This is a genomic window from Acetobacter fabarum (assembly GCF_040702925.2).
Taxonomy (GTDB): Bacteria; Pseudomonadota; Alphaproteobacteria; order Acetobacterales; family Acetobacteraceae; genus Acetobacter; species Acetobacter fabarum_B.
Genome location: NZ_JBFCXX020000003.1, coordinates 78,793 through 95,665 on the forward strand (window position 1 = coordinate 78,793; position 16,873 = coordinate 95,665).

12 protein-coding genes are annotated in these 16,873 nt (G+C 61.9%); 6 read left to right on the forward strand and 6 right to left on the reverse strand.

Annotated features, from left to right (window positions below):
* Positions 1-5: 5 nt before the first annotated feature.
* The 5 genes from dprA to gltX are packed head-to-tail and all read right to left on the reverse strand — an operon-like array spanning position 6 to position 5,524.
* Positions 6-1,220 (reverse strand): DNA-processing protein DprA, encoded by a 1,215-nt coding sequence (gene dprA / locus AB2L51_RS04030; protein ID WP_395581138.1) that lies wholly within the window; start codon positions 1,218-1,220, stop codon positions 6-8.
* A gap of 33 nt (positions 1,221-1,253) precedes the next feature.
* Positions 1,254-1,898: a glycerol-3-phosphate 1-O-acyltransferase PlsY gene (gene plsY, locus AB2L51_RS04035; protein ID WP_395581139.1), complete on the reverse strand. Its 645-nt coding sequence runs from the start codon at positions 1,896-1,898 to the stop codon at positions 1,254-1,256.
* Entirely contained in the window at positions 1,895-3,187 is a 1,293-nt protein-coding gene (locus AB2L51_RS04040) for a dihydroorotase (RefSeq protein ID WP_395581140.1), read from the reverse strand. Before AB2L51_RS04040 ends, plsY begins: the two co-directional genes overlap by 4 nt.
* Positions 3,184-4,125 carry an aspartate carbamoyltransferase catalytic subunit gene (locus AB2L51_RS04045; protein WP_166110792.1) on the reverse strand — a complete coding sequence of 314 codons (942 nt, stop codon included), beginning with the start codon at positions 4,123-4,125 and terminating at the stop codon, positions 3,184-3,186. The genes AB2L51_RS04040 and AB2L51_RS04045 overlap by 4 nt, the downstream gene beginning before the upstream one ends.
* A complete protein-coding gene (gene gltX / locus AB2L51_RS04050; RefSeq protein ID WP_395581141.1) occupies positions 4,118-5,524 on the reverse strand; it encodes a glutamate--tRNA ligase in 1,407 nt (468 codons plus the stop codon). The genes AB2L51_RS04045 and gltX overlap by 8 nt, the downstream gene beginning before the upstream one ends.
* A 38-nt stretch (positions 5,525-5,562) precedes the next feature.
* On the opposite strand from gltX, the gene AB2L51_RS04055 reads away from it, so the two are divergent.
* Entirely contained in the window at positions 5,563-7,764 is a 2,202-nt protein-coding gene (locus AB2L51_RS04055; protein ID WP_395581142.1) for a ComEC/Rec2 family competence protein, read from the forward strand.
* A gap of 45 nt (positions 7,765-7,809) precedes the next feature.
* Here AB2L51_RS04055 and AB2L51_RS04060 read toward each other — a convergent pair whose 3' ends face one another.
* The gene (locus AB2L51_RS04060; protein ID WP_166110783.1) at positions 7,810-8,148 is read right to left on the reverse strand and encodes a carboxymuconolactone decarboxylase family protein; all 339 of its coding nucleotides are present in this window, start codon (positions 8,146-8,148) and stop codon (positions 7,810-7,812) included.
* A gap of 87 nt (positions 8,149-8,235) precedes the next feature.
* On the opposite strand from AB2L51_RS04060, the gene zapE reads away from it, so the two are divergent.
* From zapE to AB2L51_RS04085, 5 genes are all read left to right on the forward strand, one after another.
* Positions 8,236-9,501 carry a cell division protein ZapE gene (gene zapE / locus AB2L51_RS04065; RefSeq protein ID WP_395581143.1) on the forward strand — a complete coding sequence of 422 codons (1,266 nt, stop codon included), beginning with the start codon at positions 8,236-8,238 and terminating at the stop codon, positions 9,499-9,501.
* Positions 9,502-9,704: 203 nt separating this feature from the next.
* The gene (locus AB2L51_RS04070) at positions 9,705-12,572 is read left to right on the forward strand and encodes a 2-oxoglutarate dehydrogenase E1 component (protein ID WP_395581144.1); all 2,868 of its coding nucleotides are present in this window, start codon (positions 9,705-9,707) and stop codon (positions 12,570-12,572) included.
* A gap of 109 nt (positions 12,573-12,681) precedes the next feature.
* Entirely contained in the window at positions 12,682-13,905 is a 1,224-nt protein-coding gene (odhB, locus tag AB2L51_RS04075; RefSeq protein WP_395581145.1) for a 2-oxoglutarate dehydrogenase complex dihydrolipoyllysine-residue succinyltransferase, read from the forward strand.
* Between the two features lie 87 nt (positions 13,906-13,992).
* The gene (gene lpdA, locus AB2L51_RS04080) at positions 13,993-15,705 is read left to right on the forward strand and encodes a dihydrolipoyl dehydrogenase (RefSeq protein ID WP_395581244.1); all 1,713 of its coding nucleotides are present in this window, start codon (positions 13,993-13,995) and stop codon (positions 15,703-15,705) included.
* Positions 15,706-15,773: 68 nt separating this feature from the next.
* Positions 15,774-16,814 (forward strand): L,D-transpeptidase, encoded by a 1,041-nt coding sequence (locus AB2L51_RS04085; RefSeq protein ID WP_395581146.1) that lies wholly within the window; start codon positions 15,774-15,776, stop codon positions 16,812-16,814.
* The last annotated feature ends 59 nt before the right edge of the window (positions 16,815-16,873 follow it).

Genomic DNA, 16,873 nt, shown 5'->3' on the forward strand with positions numbered 1-16,873 from the left:
AGCACTTACCTACTCGTTTCTGCCTGCCCGTTAGTTAGCCCAACGCGACCATCCTGATAGGTGGTCACCTGACCTGACAGCTCAAGCTGGGTGAGCGCGGCCAGAACGACAGAAGCCGAGAACTGGCAGCGCCTTATAAGATCGTCAACAGCTATGGGTGTAAAGGACAGAAGATCAAGCAGCTGCCTGGCAGGGGGAGGTGCCGCATGCTGCTGTGCCGGTAACGCCGGAGTTGTGGGTGCAAGACTTTGTTTTTGCAATGAATTTTTAAAATCCTCCCCCTCTATGCCTGTGGTGGCGGATGGGGGAAGAGATGCAGACAGGTCAGGCGTGGATTTTGTGCGGCTCGGGGCCAAAGGCGGGTTCTGGGGTGGGGTTATGGCAATATGGGGCAGAATATCGGCCACACGCTCAACCAGAATAGCTCCCTTGCGTAGCAGGTCGTTGCTGCCCCTGCACCTTGGGTCCAGCGGGGAGCCGGGTACGGCAAAGACTTCTCGCCCGTAATCGGCGGCCATGCGTGCTGTAATCAGCGTGCCAGAATGGGGGGCTGCCTCCACCACCACACAGCCAAGGGCCAGCCCTGCAATAAGTCTGTTCCGGCGCGGAAAATGGCGGCCTTGCGGGGCGGTACCAAGGGCGGCCTCGGTAACAACCGCGCCCATTTGGGCAATGCGGGCCTGCAAATCACTATTCTGGGGCGGGTAGGGGCAGTCCAGCCCGCCTGCTATGGCGGCAACGGTCAGCCCCTGTTTGTACAGCGCGCCATGATGGGCGGCGCTGTCTATCCCCCGTGCCAGACCGGAAATAACGCTCAGGCCGGAGTCGGCCATCTCCGTGGCCAGACTTTCGGCCAGCCGCAACCCTTGGGCCGAGGCATTGCGCGCCCCGACAATGCCAACGCCCGGCTGGCTCAGGCAGGCAGGGTCGCCCAGAATGCTCAGTACGGGTGGGGCATCGGGAATATGCCGCAAAAGGGGCGGGTAGTGCGGGTCCAGCAGGGTCAGGAACTGCCCGCCGAGGGCCAGCGTGTTTTCAATTTCGCGCTCAATGCTGTCCCGCGGGGGAATGCTGGGGCGTGTGCGCCCTCTGGCGGGCAGGCCCGGCAGGGCATCCAGTGCCGCTTCTGGCGTGCCATACTGCGCTACCAGCCGCTGCCATGTGCGCGGGCCAACCTGCTCGGTCCGCGCAAGGCGCAGGGCTGCATGCAGGCTGCTCACGCGAAGGGGGGAAACAGTTGGCGCAAAGGCCGGTCAGTCCTTTTTCTGACCAATGCGGGACTCGGTACCCCGCAGGATACGGGCAATGTTTTCATGATGGCGGGCAATGACCAGCAGGCTGATCAGCAGCGTTGCCATGGGCTTTGGGCTGGCCTGAAAGGAAAACCCGTACAGGGCCAGAATAACAATGGGCATGACCACAAAGGCAGCCAACGCCCCGGCGGAGGAAATGCGGGAGAGCTTGGCAACGCCCAGCCACACGGCACACCCGACCAGTCCGGTTATGGGGGAGAGAGCAAGCAGTGCTCCCAGCCCCGTTGCAACGCCCTTGCCCCCCCGAAAACCCAGAAAAACGGGAAAACAGTGCCCCACCACCGCCGCAAGGGCGGCAAGGGATGCGGTATGGTCGGAATAATCAGGCGAGGTCATGACCCATGCGATCAGAACCGCCAGAAACCCCTTACCTGCATCCAGCCCCAGCGTTGCGGCGGCAAGGTCCTTGCGGCCGGTGCGCAGCACGTTGGTCGCGCCAATATTGCCCGAGCCGATGCTGCGTAAATCTCCCGCACCGCCAAGGTTGGTCAGGATCAGCCCGAACGGAACACTCCCCAGCGCGTAGCCCATGAACGCCATGGCCGCCATAAGCCACAGCACGTAGGAGGGAAGCTGCCCGCTCATGCCGCGTCTGCCTCATAAACGCGCTGCCCCGCCTTCCATGTGCCCAGCACGCGGCCTTCCAGCGGGCGGTGGTCAAACGGGGTATTCTGCGCACGACCGGGGAGTTTGCCTGCCGTTACCAGCCAGCTCTGCTCTGGGGCGAACAGGCACAGATCGGCCATGGCCCCTATGGCCAGTGTTCCGGCTTCCACGCCCAGCAGGCTAGCCGGGCGGTAGGTCAGCAGACCAAGGGCCTGTGGCAGACCCAGCGTGCCATCATGCACACGCGCAAGGGTTACGCCCAGCAGCGTAACCATGCCCGTGCCCCCGGTTGCGGCCTGCGCAAAGGGCAGGCGCTTGTCATCCGCATCACGCGGGTGGTGGTCGGAGGCAATGGCGTCAATCGTGCCGTCGGCCAGCCCGGCACATACGGCCAGCCGGTCTTCCTCGCTCCGTAGGGGGGGGGAGAACTTGGCATAGGTTCTGAAATCGCCAATCGCGTTTTCGTTCAGGTCAAAATAGGGGGGGGCTGTATCGCATGTCACGTTCAGCCCGCGCGCCTTGGCCTGACGGATCAGGTCCAGCCCTTCTCCTGTGGAGACATGGCCAAAATGCAGGCGGCCCCCGGTCAGTTCCGCCAGACGGATGTCCCGCGCGATCATGATCGATTCGGCGGCTGTGGGAATGCCCGCAAGCCCAAGGCGGGTGGCCAGCGCGCCAGATGTGGCACAGCCCGACCCGGCAAGGGATGGGTCTTCGGGGTGCTGCACCACCATGGCGTTAAACCCGCTGGCATAGGCCAGAGCGAGCCGCATGAGGCGGGAAGGGTCTATGGCGCGGTTGCCATCGGTAAAGGCCACGGCTCCGGCTTCGTGCAGCAGGCCGATTTCGGCCAGTTCCCTGCCTTCACACCCTTTGGTCAGGGCACCATAGGGCAGAATGGTTACGGCCCCGGTCTCCTCCCCACGGGCGCGGAGCATCCGGACCAGGGCAGGGTTATCTATGGCGGGTTTGCAGGTGGGGAGCACCGCAATGGTGGTAATCCCCCCCGCAGAGGCAGCGCGGGTGGCGGAGGCTATGGTCTCACGGTATTCGTAGCCGGGTTCACCAATTTCCACGCGCATGTCCACAAGACCGGGGCAAAGCACGGCACCTTGTCCATCCACATGGGTGGCACCGTCTGGCCTGCCTTCTGCGCCGGGTTTGTCTATGCCAGCGATCTGCCCGTCACGCACCAGCAGGCGGCCGGGCTGGTCCAGCCCTGAGGCGGGGTCGATCAGGCGAACATTTTCAAAAACAACGGTGGTCATGGCGTTTGCCTGCTGCGTGTAAGGCGGTCCAGAACGGCCATGCGTACGGCCACACCCATTTCCACCTGTTCCTGAATAACGCTCTGGTCGGAATCGGCAACGGAGCTGTCAATTTCCACGCCCCGGTTCATGGGGCCGGGGTGCATGACCAGCGCGTTTTTGTGCGCCAGATCCAGCCGCCTGCGGTCCAGACCGAAAAAGCGGAAGTATTCGCGCGCACTGGGGATAAGCCCGGAGGACATGCGCTCGCGCTGCAGGCGCAGCATCATCACCACGTCCACATCGCGCAGACCGTCTTCCATGCTGTGGTGGATGTCCACCCCAAGCTGGCCAAGGTTGCCCGGCACCAGTGTGGGCGGGCCTACAAGGCGCACGGAACTGCCCATTGTGGTAAGCAGATGAATATTGGAGCGCGCCACGCGGGAATGGGCGACATCCCCACAGATGGCGACTTTAAGCCCCCCCAGAGTGTCATGGTGGCGGCGGATGGTCAGCGCATCCAGCAAAGCCTGCGTGGGGTGCTCGTGCATGCCATCGCCCGCATTCACGACCGAGGCTTCCACCTTGCGGGCCAGCAGGGCGGGCGCACCGGACTGGGAGTGGCGGACCACCAGCAGGTCCGTGCGCATGGCGTTAAGGGTGGCTGCGGTGTCCAGCAGGGTTTCCCCCTTGTTCACCGAGGACTGGGCGACGGACATGTTGATCACATCCGCCCCCAGCCGCTTGCCTGCCAGTTCGAAGGAGGTACGCGTGCGCGTACTGTCTTCAAAAAACAGGTTGATCAGGGTGCGCCCGCGCAGCACATCGCGCGGGACCTTGCGGGAGCGGTTGAGCAGGGCGTAGCTCTCGGCCAGATCCAGCAGCGGCTCGATCTGGTCTGGCGTCATGCCCTCCAGCCCGAGCAGATGCCGGGTGTGGCGGCCGGGAAAGCTAGCCATGCAGAACGGCTCCTATTCTGGCCAGTGTTTCATCCCGGCCGAGTGCCTGCAACGTGGCATCAATTCCGGGGGAGGAGTTGGAGCCGGTTACGGCTGCGCGCAGCGGCTGGGCAACCTGACCAAGCTTGTGGCCGCCACGCTCGGCAAAGGCGCGCAGGGCGGCGTCTATGTTTTCGGGGCTGAAAGGGTCCACCACGGCCAGATCCCGCGCCAGTTCACCCAGCAGGGCGCGGCCTTCGGGGGTGAGCAGCTTTTCGGCCTTGGCGTTCATGGGCAGGGGCACATGGCGGCCAAGGAAGGCGGCGCTCTCGGTCAGTTCAACCAGAGTGCGTGCGCGTTCCTTAAGGCCGGGCATAAGGGCCAGCACACGGGCACGGGTGGTTTCGTCCACATTAACGCCTTCAACTTTTTTCAGGCGTTCCATAACGTCATCGGTCAGGCGCACGTCATCCGCCTGACGCAGCCATACGGCGTTGATGTGGTCGAGCTTGGCGTAATCCATGCGCGAGGGCGCACGGCCCACGCCATCAATGTCGAACAGCTTGATCTGTTCTTCGCGCGAGAGGATTTCCGCATCCCCATGCCCCCAGCCCAGACGGAGCAGGTAGTTGCAAAGGGCTTCGGGCAGGTAGCCCATGTCGCGGAATTCCACCACGGACTGCGCGCCATGGCGTTTGGAAAGCTTGGCGCCATCGGGGCCATGAATAAGCGGCAGATGGCCAAAGCGCGGCAGGTCCCAGCCCATGGCGCGGTAGATCATGGCCTGGCGGAAGGTGTTGGTCAGGTGGTCGTCACCACGGATCACGTGGGTAATGGCCATGTCGTGGTCATCCACCACCACGGCGTGCTGGTAGGTGGGAGTGCCATCGGAACGCAGGATGATCATGTCATCCAGTTCCACATTGGCGACACGGACTTCGCCCTGCACCAGATCATCAATAACCGCATCCCCTTCACGTGGGGCCTTGATGCGGATGGCGTAGGGGACGCCTGCGGGCGCGTCTGCGGGGTCGCGGTCGCGCCACAGGCCGTTATAGCGGGGGGGCTTGCCTGTTTTCGTGGCGTCTTCGCGCATCTGCCTGAGTTCTTCTGGCGTGCAGTAGCACTTGTAGGCCAGACCTTTTTCAAGCAGTTCCAGTGCAACCTCGCGGTGGCGTGCCTCCCGCGAGGACTGGAAGACGGGTTCCTCATCCGGCGTAATGCCCATCCAGTCCAGACCCGCAAAAATAACATCTACGGCCTGTTGGGTGGAGCGTTCGCGGTCGGTATCTTCAATACGCAGGAGGAACTGACCGCCATGGTGACGGGCAAAGAGGAAGTTGAACAGGGCTGCGCGGGCGTTGCCAATATGCAGCAGGCCTGTCGGACTCGGAGCAAAGCGTGTGCGGATGGTCGTCATGGGGCGCTTCTTTATCACGCGCGGGCGCAGGGAGCCATATGCTGAACCCGATGTCTGTCATGGTGTTGCTGGATGCGGAGTTCAGGCGGTTTGTGCTGTGGGTTCCGGTCCTGCTGGGGTTGGGAGCGCTTGCCTATTTTTTATGGCCGTATGAGCCGGGGCTACCCGGTGGTGTGGGCATACCCGCAGGGGTGGCGGGCCTGTGCCTTGGAGCCTGTTTTTACTGGAGGCAGAGCCTTGTGGCGCGGCTGGCTGGTGGGGCGGGCATGGCGCTGGCCGTGGGGTTTGGGGCGGCATGGTGCGCGGCCCACCGCCAGCCGCCCATGCCTGAACTGCCCCGCCGGGGTACCGAAATTTCCGGTATTGTGCGCGATGTCGCCTTTTTTCCGGCACCCGCGGGGCAGGGGCAGGGGGAGGTGGTGCGGCGCGTAACCCTTGCGCATGTTATTCTGCATGATTTTGTAGATGATGGCATGGCCCCCCTGCGCCGCACTCTGGACATACGGCTGGTTCAACACGATTCGACCCTGCTCGTGCCGGGGGATGGCCTGCGGGTGCGGGCTATGGTGCAGTCCCCGCCTTTTCCCGCCCTGCCCGGTGGGCGCGACAGGCAGTTCGAGGCATGGTTTTCCGGGCAGGCAGGGAGCGGTTACGCGCTGGAGCCCGTGCAGGTGGAACCGCGGGTACAGGGCAGGGTATCAGGTTTCTGGCAGGGGGTGGCTACCGTGCGCGGGCGGGTTAACGCGCGTGTGCGGGCTGTTCTGCCCGGTCCTTCCGGCGCAGTTGTCGCCACCCTGCTGGATGGCCGGGCAGAGGCCGTGCCGCAGGATGTGCGGGAAGATTTTGCCGCCGCAGGGCTTGCACATCTGCTGGCGGTAGCGGGGCTGCACCTTGGCCTTGTCATGGGGGCGGCCATGCTGGTTTGCCGCATGGCGCTTGCCGCGTGGGAATATGCTGCCCTGCGGTGGCCCTGCAAAGCGCTTTCCGCCTTTGTGGCATGGGGCGTGGGCGGGGGGTATGTGCTGCTTACGGGCGCGCACCTGCCTGCCGTGCGGAGCTGGCTTATGGCCAGTATTGTGGTGATGGGGCTTATGGTGGGGCGCAGGGCTGTGTCCATGCGGGGGCTGGCGCTGGCGGCAACCCTTATGCTGCTGGTGGCGCCACAGGTTGTGCTGGATGTGGCTTTTCAGATGTCCATGGCCGCAGTTATGGCGCTTGTGGCGGGGTATGAGGTGCTGCACCCCCGTCTGATCCGTGGTTTGTCCGGGCTTACGGGGGCTAGGCACGGGCTGGCCCGGCATGGCGTTATGCTGGTGCTGACCAGCCTTTTGGCTGGCACGGCCACCCTGCCGGTGGTGATGGCCCATTTTGGGGTAGTGCAGCCGTTTTTTGTGCTGGCCAATCTGCTGGCCGTGCCGCTTATGGGCGTGTGGATTATGCCGCTGGGGCTGGCGGCGCTGGCGGCCATGCCCCTGCATGCGGATGCGCCTTTTTTATACCTTATGGATGCCGGTGTGCGTGTTGTGCTGTGGCTGGCGCGGAGTGTGGCGGGTTGGCCGGGTGCGCGCATGGGGATACCCGCCATGCCCGGCTGGGGGCTTGCCGGCGTGCTTCTGGGCCTGTGCTGGCTGTGTTTGTGGCGGGGGCGGCTGCGGTGGTGGGGCATGCCTGTTGTGCTGTGCGCCACCCTGAGCCCATGGCTGGTGGCCCGGCCTGACCTTCTGATCAGCCCGGATGGGCAGTTAATGGGGGTGCGCGACCACGCCGCCATACTGGTTATGGGCCATGCGCGGGATGAGCAGACCATAAAGGCTGCCTGGGCACAGGCGCTGGCCATGCCCGTAACCGACTTTTCCACCACGGCGGAGCAGGCGGCGGAAACACCCGATGGCAGCCTGATCTGTGGGGAGGGCGATGCTGGGGGCACCTGCACCCTACTCCGCAATAAGCTCGAAGTGGTGCTGCGTGTGCATGATCCCACGGACGGGCGCAGCCCGCTCCCCCCAGACCTGTGTGCGCAGGCTGATCTGGTGGTGAGCGCGGCCCCCTTGAGGGCATCATGCCCTGATGTTGCGGTCCGGCTGGATCGTTTTTCCGCCTGGCGGGTGGGAGCGCAGGTGGTTTTTCTGGCTTCGGGCGTGCGGGTGGTCAGTGACCGGCAGATACGCAGGGAACGGCTGTGGGTACTCAGGCCCGGCGGCCACGGTATGCCCACCCTGCCTCTGGCTCAGGCGGAATGAGACGTGCGGCGGTGTGGCCTCCGCGCCTGTTTGCGGCGGGGTGGGTCAGCTTTCCGTGCTGTCAAACGCTTCCATCACCCGGCTGGAATAGACAAGGGCGGCCCCTGCGTTCAGCGCCACGGCCACACCAAGAGCTTCGGCTATTTCTTCCTTGCTGGCGCCTGTCTTGCGGGCAGCGGCGGAGTGTACGGCAATGCAGCCGTCGCACCGTGTGGTTACGGCTACGGCCAGCGCGATCAGTTCACGCGTTTTGGCGTCCAGATGCTTCAGTTCAGGCAGAGGAGTTTCCAGCGTTTGCAAACCCTTGAGCGTGTTGGGGGTTAGCTGCGCCAGTTCCTTGACGTTTTTCTGCATGTTGGCGCGATAGGCATTCCAGTCAGTCATGGCATGGACTCCGATATGGGTATTTTGGACTTTCCAACAGCACCAGAGCTCTTCGGCCTTGTCACGACACGGTTAGGAGAGGTGTTGATGCTTGCAGAAAGAGCCTCCAAGCCGTTATCGGGCAGACTTATGACAGACATGAACACGAGCGGGGCCTCCGCTGCGACCGCACAGGGGCCTCTGGCAGTTTACCGGCAGCGCATTGCTGCGGGGGACATCAAGAGCGATCCGGATCAGGCCCGTGTGGTCGAACGTCTGGACCAGTTATGGCGCGAACTTGCCACCATGCCCGCGCGCGCGCCGCAGGCGGCCAGCCCTGCCAGCAGGAGCGGGGGTTTTCTGGCGGGGCTGGCCAGAAAGCTGATGAGCCAGCCCGCGCAGCCCACGCAGGACCGCCTGCGCGGACTTTATATTGTGGGGCGGGTCGGGCGTGGCAAAACCATGGTCATGGATCTGTTTTTTAGCTGTGCGCCTGTCAGGCTCAAGGAGCGCATCCATTTTCTGCGTTTCATGCAGGACGTGCACCAGAAGCTGCATGCCCTCAAGGCTGCCAATCCCGGCATGGCCGACCCCATTCCTCCGCTGGCCAAGGCCATTGCAGCCCGTGTGCAGCTTTTGTGCTTTGACGAGTTTCAGGTGAACGACATTGCCGATGCCATGATTCTGGGCCGCCTGTTCGAGGCCCTGTTTGCCGATGGCGTGGTGATTGTGGCCACCTCCAACACTGAACCCTCCCAACTGTTCCAGAACAGGCCGGGGGCGGACGCCTTTAAGCCCTTTATCGCCATTATCCGGCGTGAGATGGATACGATCGAGCTGGATTCCCCAAGGGATTACCGGCGTGGGCGCGAGCAGGACCGCCAGACATGGCTGGTCCCGGCCGATGCGCAGGCCCATGCCACGCTGGACCGTATTTTTGCCCATCAGGCCGGTGGGGTCAGCCCCCAGCCCGTAACGCTGGAGTTTATTGGACGCAGTTTTGAGGTGGAGCAGGCGGCGGGGCCGGTCTGCCGGTTCGATTTCAACTCTTTGTGTGGAAAGCCGCTGGGACCGAACGATTATCTGGCGCTGGCGCGACGTTTTCCCGTTGTCGTGATCGATAACATTCCCTGCATGGGACAGGACGAAGCCAATCTGGCACGGCGCTTCATTACCCTCATAGATGCCTTGTACGACAACGGAAACCTGCTGTTTGCCTCGGCTGCGGCCACACCTGACAAACTGTTTACCGAGGGCGAGGGGTCGGACGCATTTGCCCGTACAGCCTCCCGTCTGGCGGAAATGGGCAGTGAAAGCTGGCTTGAGCACGGCGCACAGGCGGCACAGGCGGCGCACAGCCTCGCTAGAGCGTGACAGGCGGTGCCCTTGTTCCGCTCCCATGGCCGGTCTAGCTCTTGAGACAGAAAGAGCCGGGGCTGTGTGCTCCCGGCAAGGGATATCAAGGGCACCCCGCCGTATGGGTGGGGTGAAGGAAAAGATGGTCCGGCTTACGTTGGAGTGTGACACAACATCTGGTCTGCGGCGCGTGATCACCCCGCGACAGGGAGGAATGTGAGATGGCGGTATCGGATATGCTGGCAACCGCTCTGAACGGTGCCAATATCGCGTACCTTGCGGATTTGTATGCCCGGTGGGCAAAGGATCCAAAAAGTGTAGATCCCTCCTTCGATATTCTCTTCAGCTCGCTGGGGGATGACGAGGCGGCCGTGCTGCATGATGCGCTTGGCGCATCCTGGGCGCCGCGCCCGTCCATTATTACGGGGGAAGAGCCACCACCGCCCGCCAAGGGTGGTCCGGCTGGTGGTCTGGCCGCGCAGGATAGTCTGGCTATTGCCCGGCTGGTCCGCGCTTACCGCGAATTTGGTCATCTGGAAGCAACGCTTGACCCGCTCGGGCTCAAGGTTCCCTCCCAGCGTGAGGAACTGAACCCCCAGACCTACGGCTTTGGCTCCAAGGATCTGGACCGTGAGGTTTTTATCGGCTCCCTGCTGGACCCTCTGCTCAAGGGGCGCAACACAGCCAAGGTCAAGGACGTTATTGCGGCCCTGCGCACGGTGTACTGTGGCAATATTGGTGCGGAATACCTGTATGCCCGGAATACCGAACAGCGCGAATGGTTCCGTAACCGGCTGGAAAGCGATAACTGGCAGCAGAATGTCAGCGTGGCCGAGCGCAGGAGCATTCTCAAGAATCTGGCTGAAGCGGAAGGGTTCGAATCCTTCTGCCAGAAGCGTTATGTGGGTGCGAAGCGCTTTGGGCTGGAAGGGGGGGAAATCTCCATTCCAGCCCTGCACGCCATTGTGGACCAGTCCGCGGGGCAGGGTGTTGGCTCGGTGACCATCGGTATGGCCCATCGTGGCCGCCTGAACACACTGGTCAACGTGGTGCGCAAGCCTTACGTGGCCATTTTCAACGAATTTGCCGGTGGTTCCTTCAAGCCCGACAATGTGGAAGGCTCAGGGGACGTCAAGTACCATCTGGGCTCTTCGGCGGATGTGGAGGTGAACGGGCGCACCGTTCATATTTCGCTTCTGCCCAACCCCTCACATCTTGAGGCGGTGGATCCCGTTGTGCTGGGCAAAGTGCGTGCCACGCAGGATGACGCGGGTGATACGCAGAACCGCACGGGCAGCATGGGCATTATCATTCATGGTGATGCGGCATTTGCCGGGCAGGGGATTGTTTACGAAACCTTCGCCATGTCCCAGCTCCCCGGCTACCGCACGGGTGGGACCATCCATATGGTGGTCAACAATCAGGTCGGCTTTACCACCAACCCTGAATGCGGGCATTCCGGCGTGTATGGCACGGACCTTGCCAAATCCATTGAGGCACCGGTCCTGCATGTGAATGGGGATGATGCCGAGGCCGTCATCTACGCTTCGCGTCTTGCCGCGGATTACCGCCACGCATTTGCGAGCGACATTGTGCTCGACATTGTCTGCTACCGCCGCCATGGCCATAACGAAACGGATGAGCCGGTCTTTACCCAGCCCGTCATGTACAAGGCCATTGCCAGCCACGAAACGCCGCATACCCTGTATGCCCGCCGTGTTGTGGAAGCAGGGGTCATGACCGAAGCCGAAACGCAGGCCCAGTGGGATGCGTTCCAGGACCGGCTGGAAGCGGATTACAAAGCTGCCGAGTCCTATAAGGTTAACAAGGCAGACTGGCTGGAAGGCGGCTGGAAGGGGCTCACCGCACCGGGGCAGAAGCCCGAACAGGCATGGCCCGATACGGGTGTGGCTCTGGATGCGCTGCAAAAAATCGGGGCCGCCATTACCAATGTGCCTGATGGGTTCAACCTCAATTCCAAGATTGCGCGCCAGCTCAAGGCCAAGGCGGCCATGTTCAGCTCGGGCGAAGGGTTCGACTGGGCAACGGGTGAGGCCATGGGCTTTGGTTCGCTCCTGCTGGAAGGCCACCGTGTGCGCCTGTCTGGCGAGGACTGCCAGCGCGGTACCTTCAGCCAGCGCCATGCAACATGGACCGATCAGGTCAACCAGATGCCCTGCACACCCCTGAACCATATTCAGGCAGATCAGGCCAGAATCGAAATCTGGAACTCGCTGCTGTCTGAATACGGCGTGCTGGGTTTTGAATACGGCTACTCCGTGCGCAACCCGCAGACGCTGGTTCTGTGGGAAGCCCAGTTCGGGGACTTCGCCAACTGTGCGCAGGTCATTATTGACCAGTTCATTGCATCGGGTGAGACCAAGTGGCTGCGCATGTCCGGTCTGGTGCTGCTTCTGCCCCACGGGTACGAAGGGCAGGGGCCGGAACACTCCTCCGCACGTCTGGAGCGTTATCTCCAGCTCTGTGCGGAAGATAACATGTTTGTGTGCAACATCACCACGCCTGCAAACTACTTCCACGCTCTGCGCCGCCAGCTCAAGCTGGATTACCGCAAGCCGCTGGTGCTGATGGAGCCCAAATCCCTCCTGCGTCACAAGCTCGCGGTTTCCGCTCTGGCCGATTTCGGGCCGGGGACGCGCTTCAGCCCCGTTCTGCCTGAGGTGGATGACCTGGGGCCGGATGCCAAGGTCCGCCGCGTGGTGGTCTGCTCGGGCAAGGTTTATTATGACCTGCTTGCCGCCCGGCGCGAAAAGGACATCAAGGATGTCGCCATCGTGCGTGTGGAGCAACTCTACCCCTTCCCTGAAGCAGCTCTCGCAGCCGAGCTCAAGCGTTATCCTGAGGCAGATATTGTCTGGTGTCAGGAAGAAACGGAAAATGGCGGTGCGTGGCACTTTGTGGACCGGCGGATTGAAAAGGCTCTGGTGCGTGCAGGCCACAAGGCGGGGCGTCCGCAGTATGTGGGGCGTGCAGCCGCCGCCAGCCCGGCGACCGGTCTTGCGCGGATCCATGCCGCCGAGCAGGCGGACCTTGTGGACCGCGCACTTGGGCTGAAGGCGGCTCGCTGAGCAGGGTCTGGAATTTTAGAAAAATTGTCCGCCTTACGCGGAAGAAAAACCCTGTGTGGCAAAACCATTACCCCACACAGGGGCTTTCTTGAGAAGAATGGGGAACAGGATGTCAGTCGAGATCAAGGTGCCAACACTGGGCGAGAGCGTGACCACGGCAACCATTGCCAAATGGCTGAAGCAGCCGGGTGAGGCGGTCAAGGAAGACGAGCCAGTCGTTGAACTTGAAACTGATAAGGTCAGTGTGGAAGTCGCCGCCCCGCAGGCTGGTGTGCTTGGCCCGCAGGCCGTCAAGGAAGGGGATGAGGTTGAAGTGGGTGCCCTGCTGGCAACCGTTGAACCCGGCAAGGCAGGGGCAGCCCCCGCAGCGCCCAAGGCTGTAGCGGCGGAAAAGAAGGTGGAAGCCCCCGCCGCCCCCGCTCCCACAGCACAGCCTGTGGCTGGGGCAGTTGATTCCGCGGCGGCTCTGCCTGCTGCTCGCAAGATCATGGCCGAAAATGGCCTGAGTGCGGGGCAGGTTGGTCAGGGCACGGGCCTTGGCGGGCGGATTACCAAAGGCGATGTACTGGGCTTTCTGGCCCAGCCGCAGGGGGCAGCCCCCGCCGCCGCACCCAAAGCCGCCCGCAAGGACGACCCGCGTGAAGAACGCGTAAAAATGACGCGCCTGCGCCGCACCATTGCCCGCCGCCTGAAGGAAGCGCAGAACACGGCGGCCATGCTGACCACGTTTAACGAAATCGACATGTCCGGTGCCATGGCGCTGCGTGCCGAGTTCCAGGACAGCTTTGTTAAAAAGCATGGTGTGAAGCTGGGTTATATGTCCATCTTCTCCCGCGCTGTTATTGCGGCACTCAAGGAATTCCCGGCCATTAACGCCGAAATCGACGGTGAAGACGTTATTTACCGCGACTTCATCAACCTCGGTATTGCCGTGGGTGGCCCCAACGGTCTGGTGGTGCCGGTTATCCGCGATGCCGACAAAATGGGTTTTGCCCAGATTGAAAAAACCATTTCCGGGTTTGGCAAGGCCGCGCGGGAAGGCACGCTCAAACTGGATGAACTCTCCGGTGGTACCTTCTCCATCACCAATGGCGGTATTTACGGTTCGCTGCTGTCCACCCCGATCCTGAACTCCCCGCAGTCCGGTATTCTGGGCATGCATTCCATTCAGGATCGCCCGGTTGCCGTAAACGGTCAGGTGGTCATCCGCCCCATGATGTATGTGGCCCTGTCCTACGATCATCGCATTGTGGATGGTAAGGAGGCGGTCAGCTTCCTTGTCCGGCTCAAGCAGAATGTGGAAGACCCCCGCCGCCTGTTGATTGACGTCTGATCTGACACTGGCACAGGCCGGAGGCTGCCCAGGCGCTGCTCCGGCCTTTCCTTTTTTGCAGACCCTAACGTGAGCGAGACAATACCCATGCCGACCGAAATTAAAGTACCAACCCTTGGAGAAAGTGTGACCACCGCCACGGTAGGGAAGTGGCTGAAGCAGCCGGGCGAAGCGGTCAAGGAAGACGAACCGGTTGTGGAACTGGAAACGGACAAGGTGAGCGTGGAAGTGCCCGCCCCTGCCGCCGGTCGGCTGGAAAACCACGCGGTCAAGGAAGGGGACGAGGTTGAAGTGGGTGCCGTGCTGGCCCTGCTGGAAGCCGGAGCCGCAGGCAAGGCCGCTGCCCCGGCAGCGCAGCCTGCCCCTGCTCAGGCGGCACCTGCCCCCAAGGCTGAAGCGGCTCCCCCGGCCGAGACGGATTATGACGTTGTGGTTATTGGCGCGGGGCCGGGTGGGTATGTCTGCGCCATTCGTGCGGCACAGCTTGGCTTCAGGGTTGCCTGCGTGGAAAAACGCGCAACTCTTGGTGGCACCTGCCTGAATGTCGGCTGCATTCCTTCCAAGGCTCTGCTTCAGTCTTCGGAAAACTATCATGCTGCGGGGCATGATTTTGCCGCCCATGGTGTGCTGATTGATAGCGTAAAGCTTGATCTGGCCAAAATGCAGGCCCGCAAGGCCGATATTGTTGGTGCCAACGTGAAAGGGGTTGAGTTCCTTTTCAAGAAAAACGGCATCACCTGGCTTAAAGGCCATGGCAAGGTTGAAGGCACGGGCCGCCTGAGTGTGGATGGCAAGCCGGTAACCGCCAGGCACATCATTATTGCCAGTGGAAGCGACAGCGCAAACCTGCCGGGTATTGAAGTGGACGAAAAAGTTATTGTCACCTCTACAGGTGCGCTTGAACTGTCCGAAGTGCCCAAGCGTCTGGTGGTTATTGGTGGCGGCGTTATCGGGCTGGAACTGGGGAGCGTATGGCACCGCCTTGGCGCGGAAGTCACCGTTGTGGAGTTTCTGGACCGTCTGGTGCCCGGCACCGATAATGAAGTGGCCGCACAGTTCCAGAAACTGCTGACCAAACAGGGCTTCAAGATGAAGCTGGGCCACAAGGTGACCAAGGCCGAAAAAACCAAAAAAGGCGTTGTGCTCAGCATCGAACCGTCTGCTGGTGGCACGGTGGAAACGCTGGAAGCTGATGTGGTGCTGGTTGCGGTTGGCCGTACGGCAGCCAGCAAGAACATGGGGCTGGAAGAAGCCGGTATTGCGCTGGACAAGCGCGGCCGTGTGGAAGTGGATGCCCATTACGCGACCAACGTACCCGGCATTTACGCCATTGGGGACGTTATTGCTGGCCCCATGCTGGCCCACAAGGCGGAAGAGGAAGGTGTGGCTCTGGCCGAACTGCTGGCAGGGCAGGCCGGACACGTCAATTACGATGCCATTCCCGGCGTGATTTACACATGGCCCGAAGTTGCCTCCGTGGGCTTTACGGAAGAGCAGCTCAAGGACAAGGGCGTTGCCTACAAGACCGGCAAATTCCCCTTCCTTGCCAATGGCCGCGCTCGCGCACTGGGCATGACGGATGGCTTTGTCAAGGTGCTGGCTGACAAGCAGACAGACCGCGTGCTGGGTGTGCACATTATTGGCCCCGCAGCAGGTGAACTGATTGCCGAAGCCACAATGGCGATCGAGTTTGGTGCCTCGGCGGAAGATATTGGCCGTGTCTGCCACGCGCACCCAACCCTGAGCGAAGCCGTCAAGGAAGCGGCTCTGGGCGCTGACAACCGCGCGATCAATATCTGAGAAAATTTTCTTCTTGTTAGGACTAATGCCATACTCTCTTCCGTAGTTGCATACGGGGGAGAGTATGTATGTGTGTGGCAGGGAAGCTGGCAGTCTGCCTGACCGTGGCTGGTGGTTTTCTGGTCGGGGCGAACATGGTGTGCGCTCAGGGTATGGTACGGCAGAATGCAGGCCCTGCCGGTCATGCCAGCACTGGCACTCAGATTGCCATGCAGCCGGGCACACCCCCTGCGGGTGTGGATGACCGGGCACTGGACCCCGCTTTTGCCGGGGTCACTGGTGCCACGCCACCCTCTTCTTCCGTAAATGGCTCTCCCCCCGTTCTTGGGGAGGATGCCGCCCGGCAGGAAGCATGGGCGCTGACACTGGCTTTCAGGCGCGAGGTGCCTGTCGCTGTTTCTGTTTCCTCAGCCTATAAAGCAGCATGGGTGGCTTTGGCCCGGCAGCAGCTTGAGCAGGCAGGTTATGTGCTGGACCGCCCACAGGTGCTTGTGGTGGTGGACCGCAACCCAAAGGTGCAGCGTCTGTGCCTGATTCTGGCTATTCCCGGTAGCGCGGACTGGCAGGTTATTGGCAGCACCAAAGTATCCACCGGCACAACCGGACGGCAGTATTATTATATTACCCCCACTGGCGTTTTTCCCAATTCAGCAACCCGGCTTGGCTACCGGGCTTTGGGTACCAAAAACGAAAACGGCATTATGGGAAACGGTACTACGGGGATGCGCGTCTGGGATTTTGGCTGGCAATGGGCTGAAAAAGGCTGGCTACCAAGCCGGGACAAAGTGCAGATCCGTCTGGAAATGCACGCAACAGACCCGGTTTATCTGGAGCAGCGGCTGGGCCGTACGGCGTCCGAAGGGTGCATCCGCATTCCGTCATCACTCAATGTGTTCATTGACCGCCACGGGCTGCTGGATACGGAGTACGAGCAACGCGCCACCGTGGACCGCAGGTTTGCAGCCCTCTTACGCAAGGACAGGGTTGCGTCCCCCATAGCCGGGCTTCTGGTTGTGGTTGTGGATACAACCGGGCTGGTTATACCCCCGGCCACTGCGGCTTTTAAAAACGAGGGTACTCCGCACAGGCAGAAACCCAGTGTAGGGTAATGCCCGGAGCCGGGGCAGGTAGGTCCGGGTTTAAAAACCGCGACCAGTCAGGAGTTTTT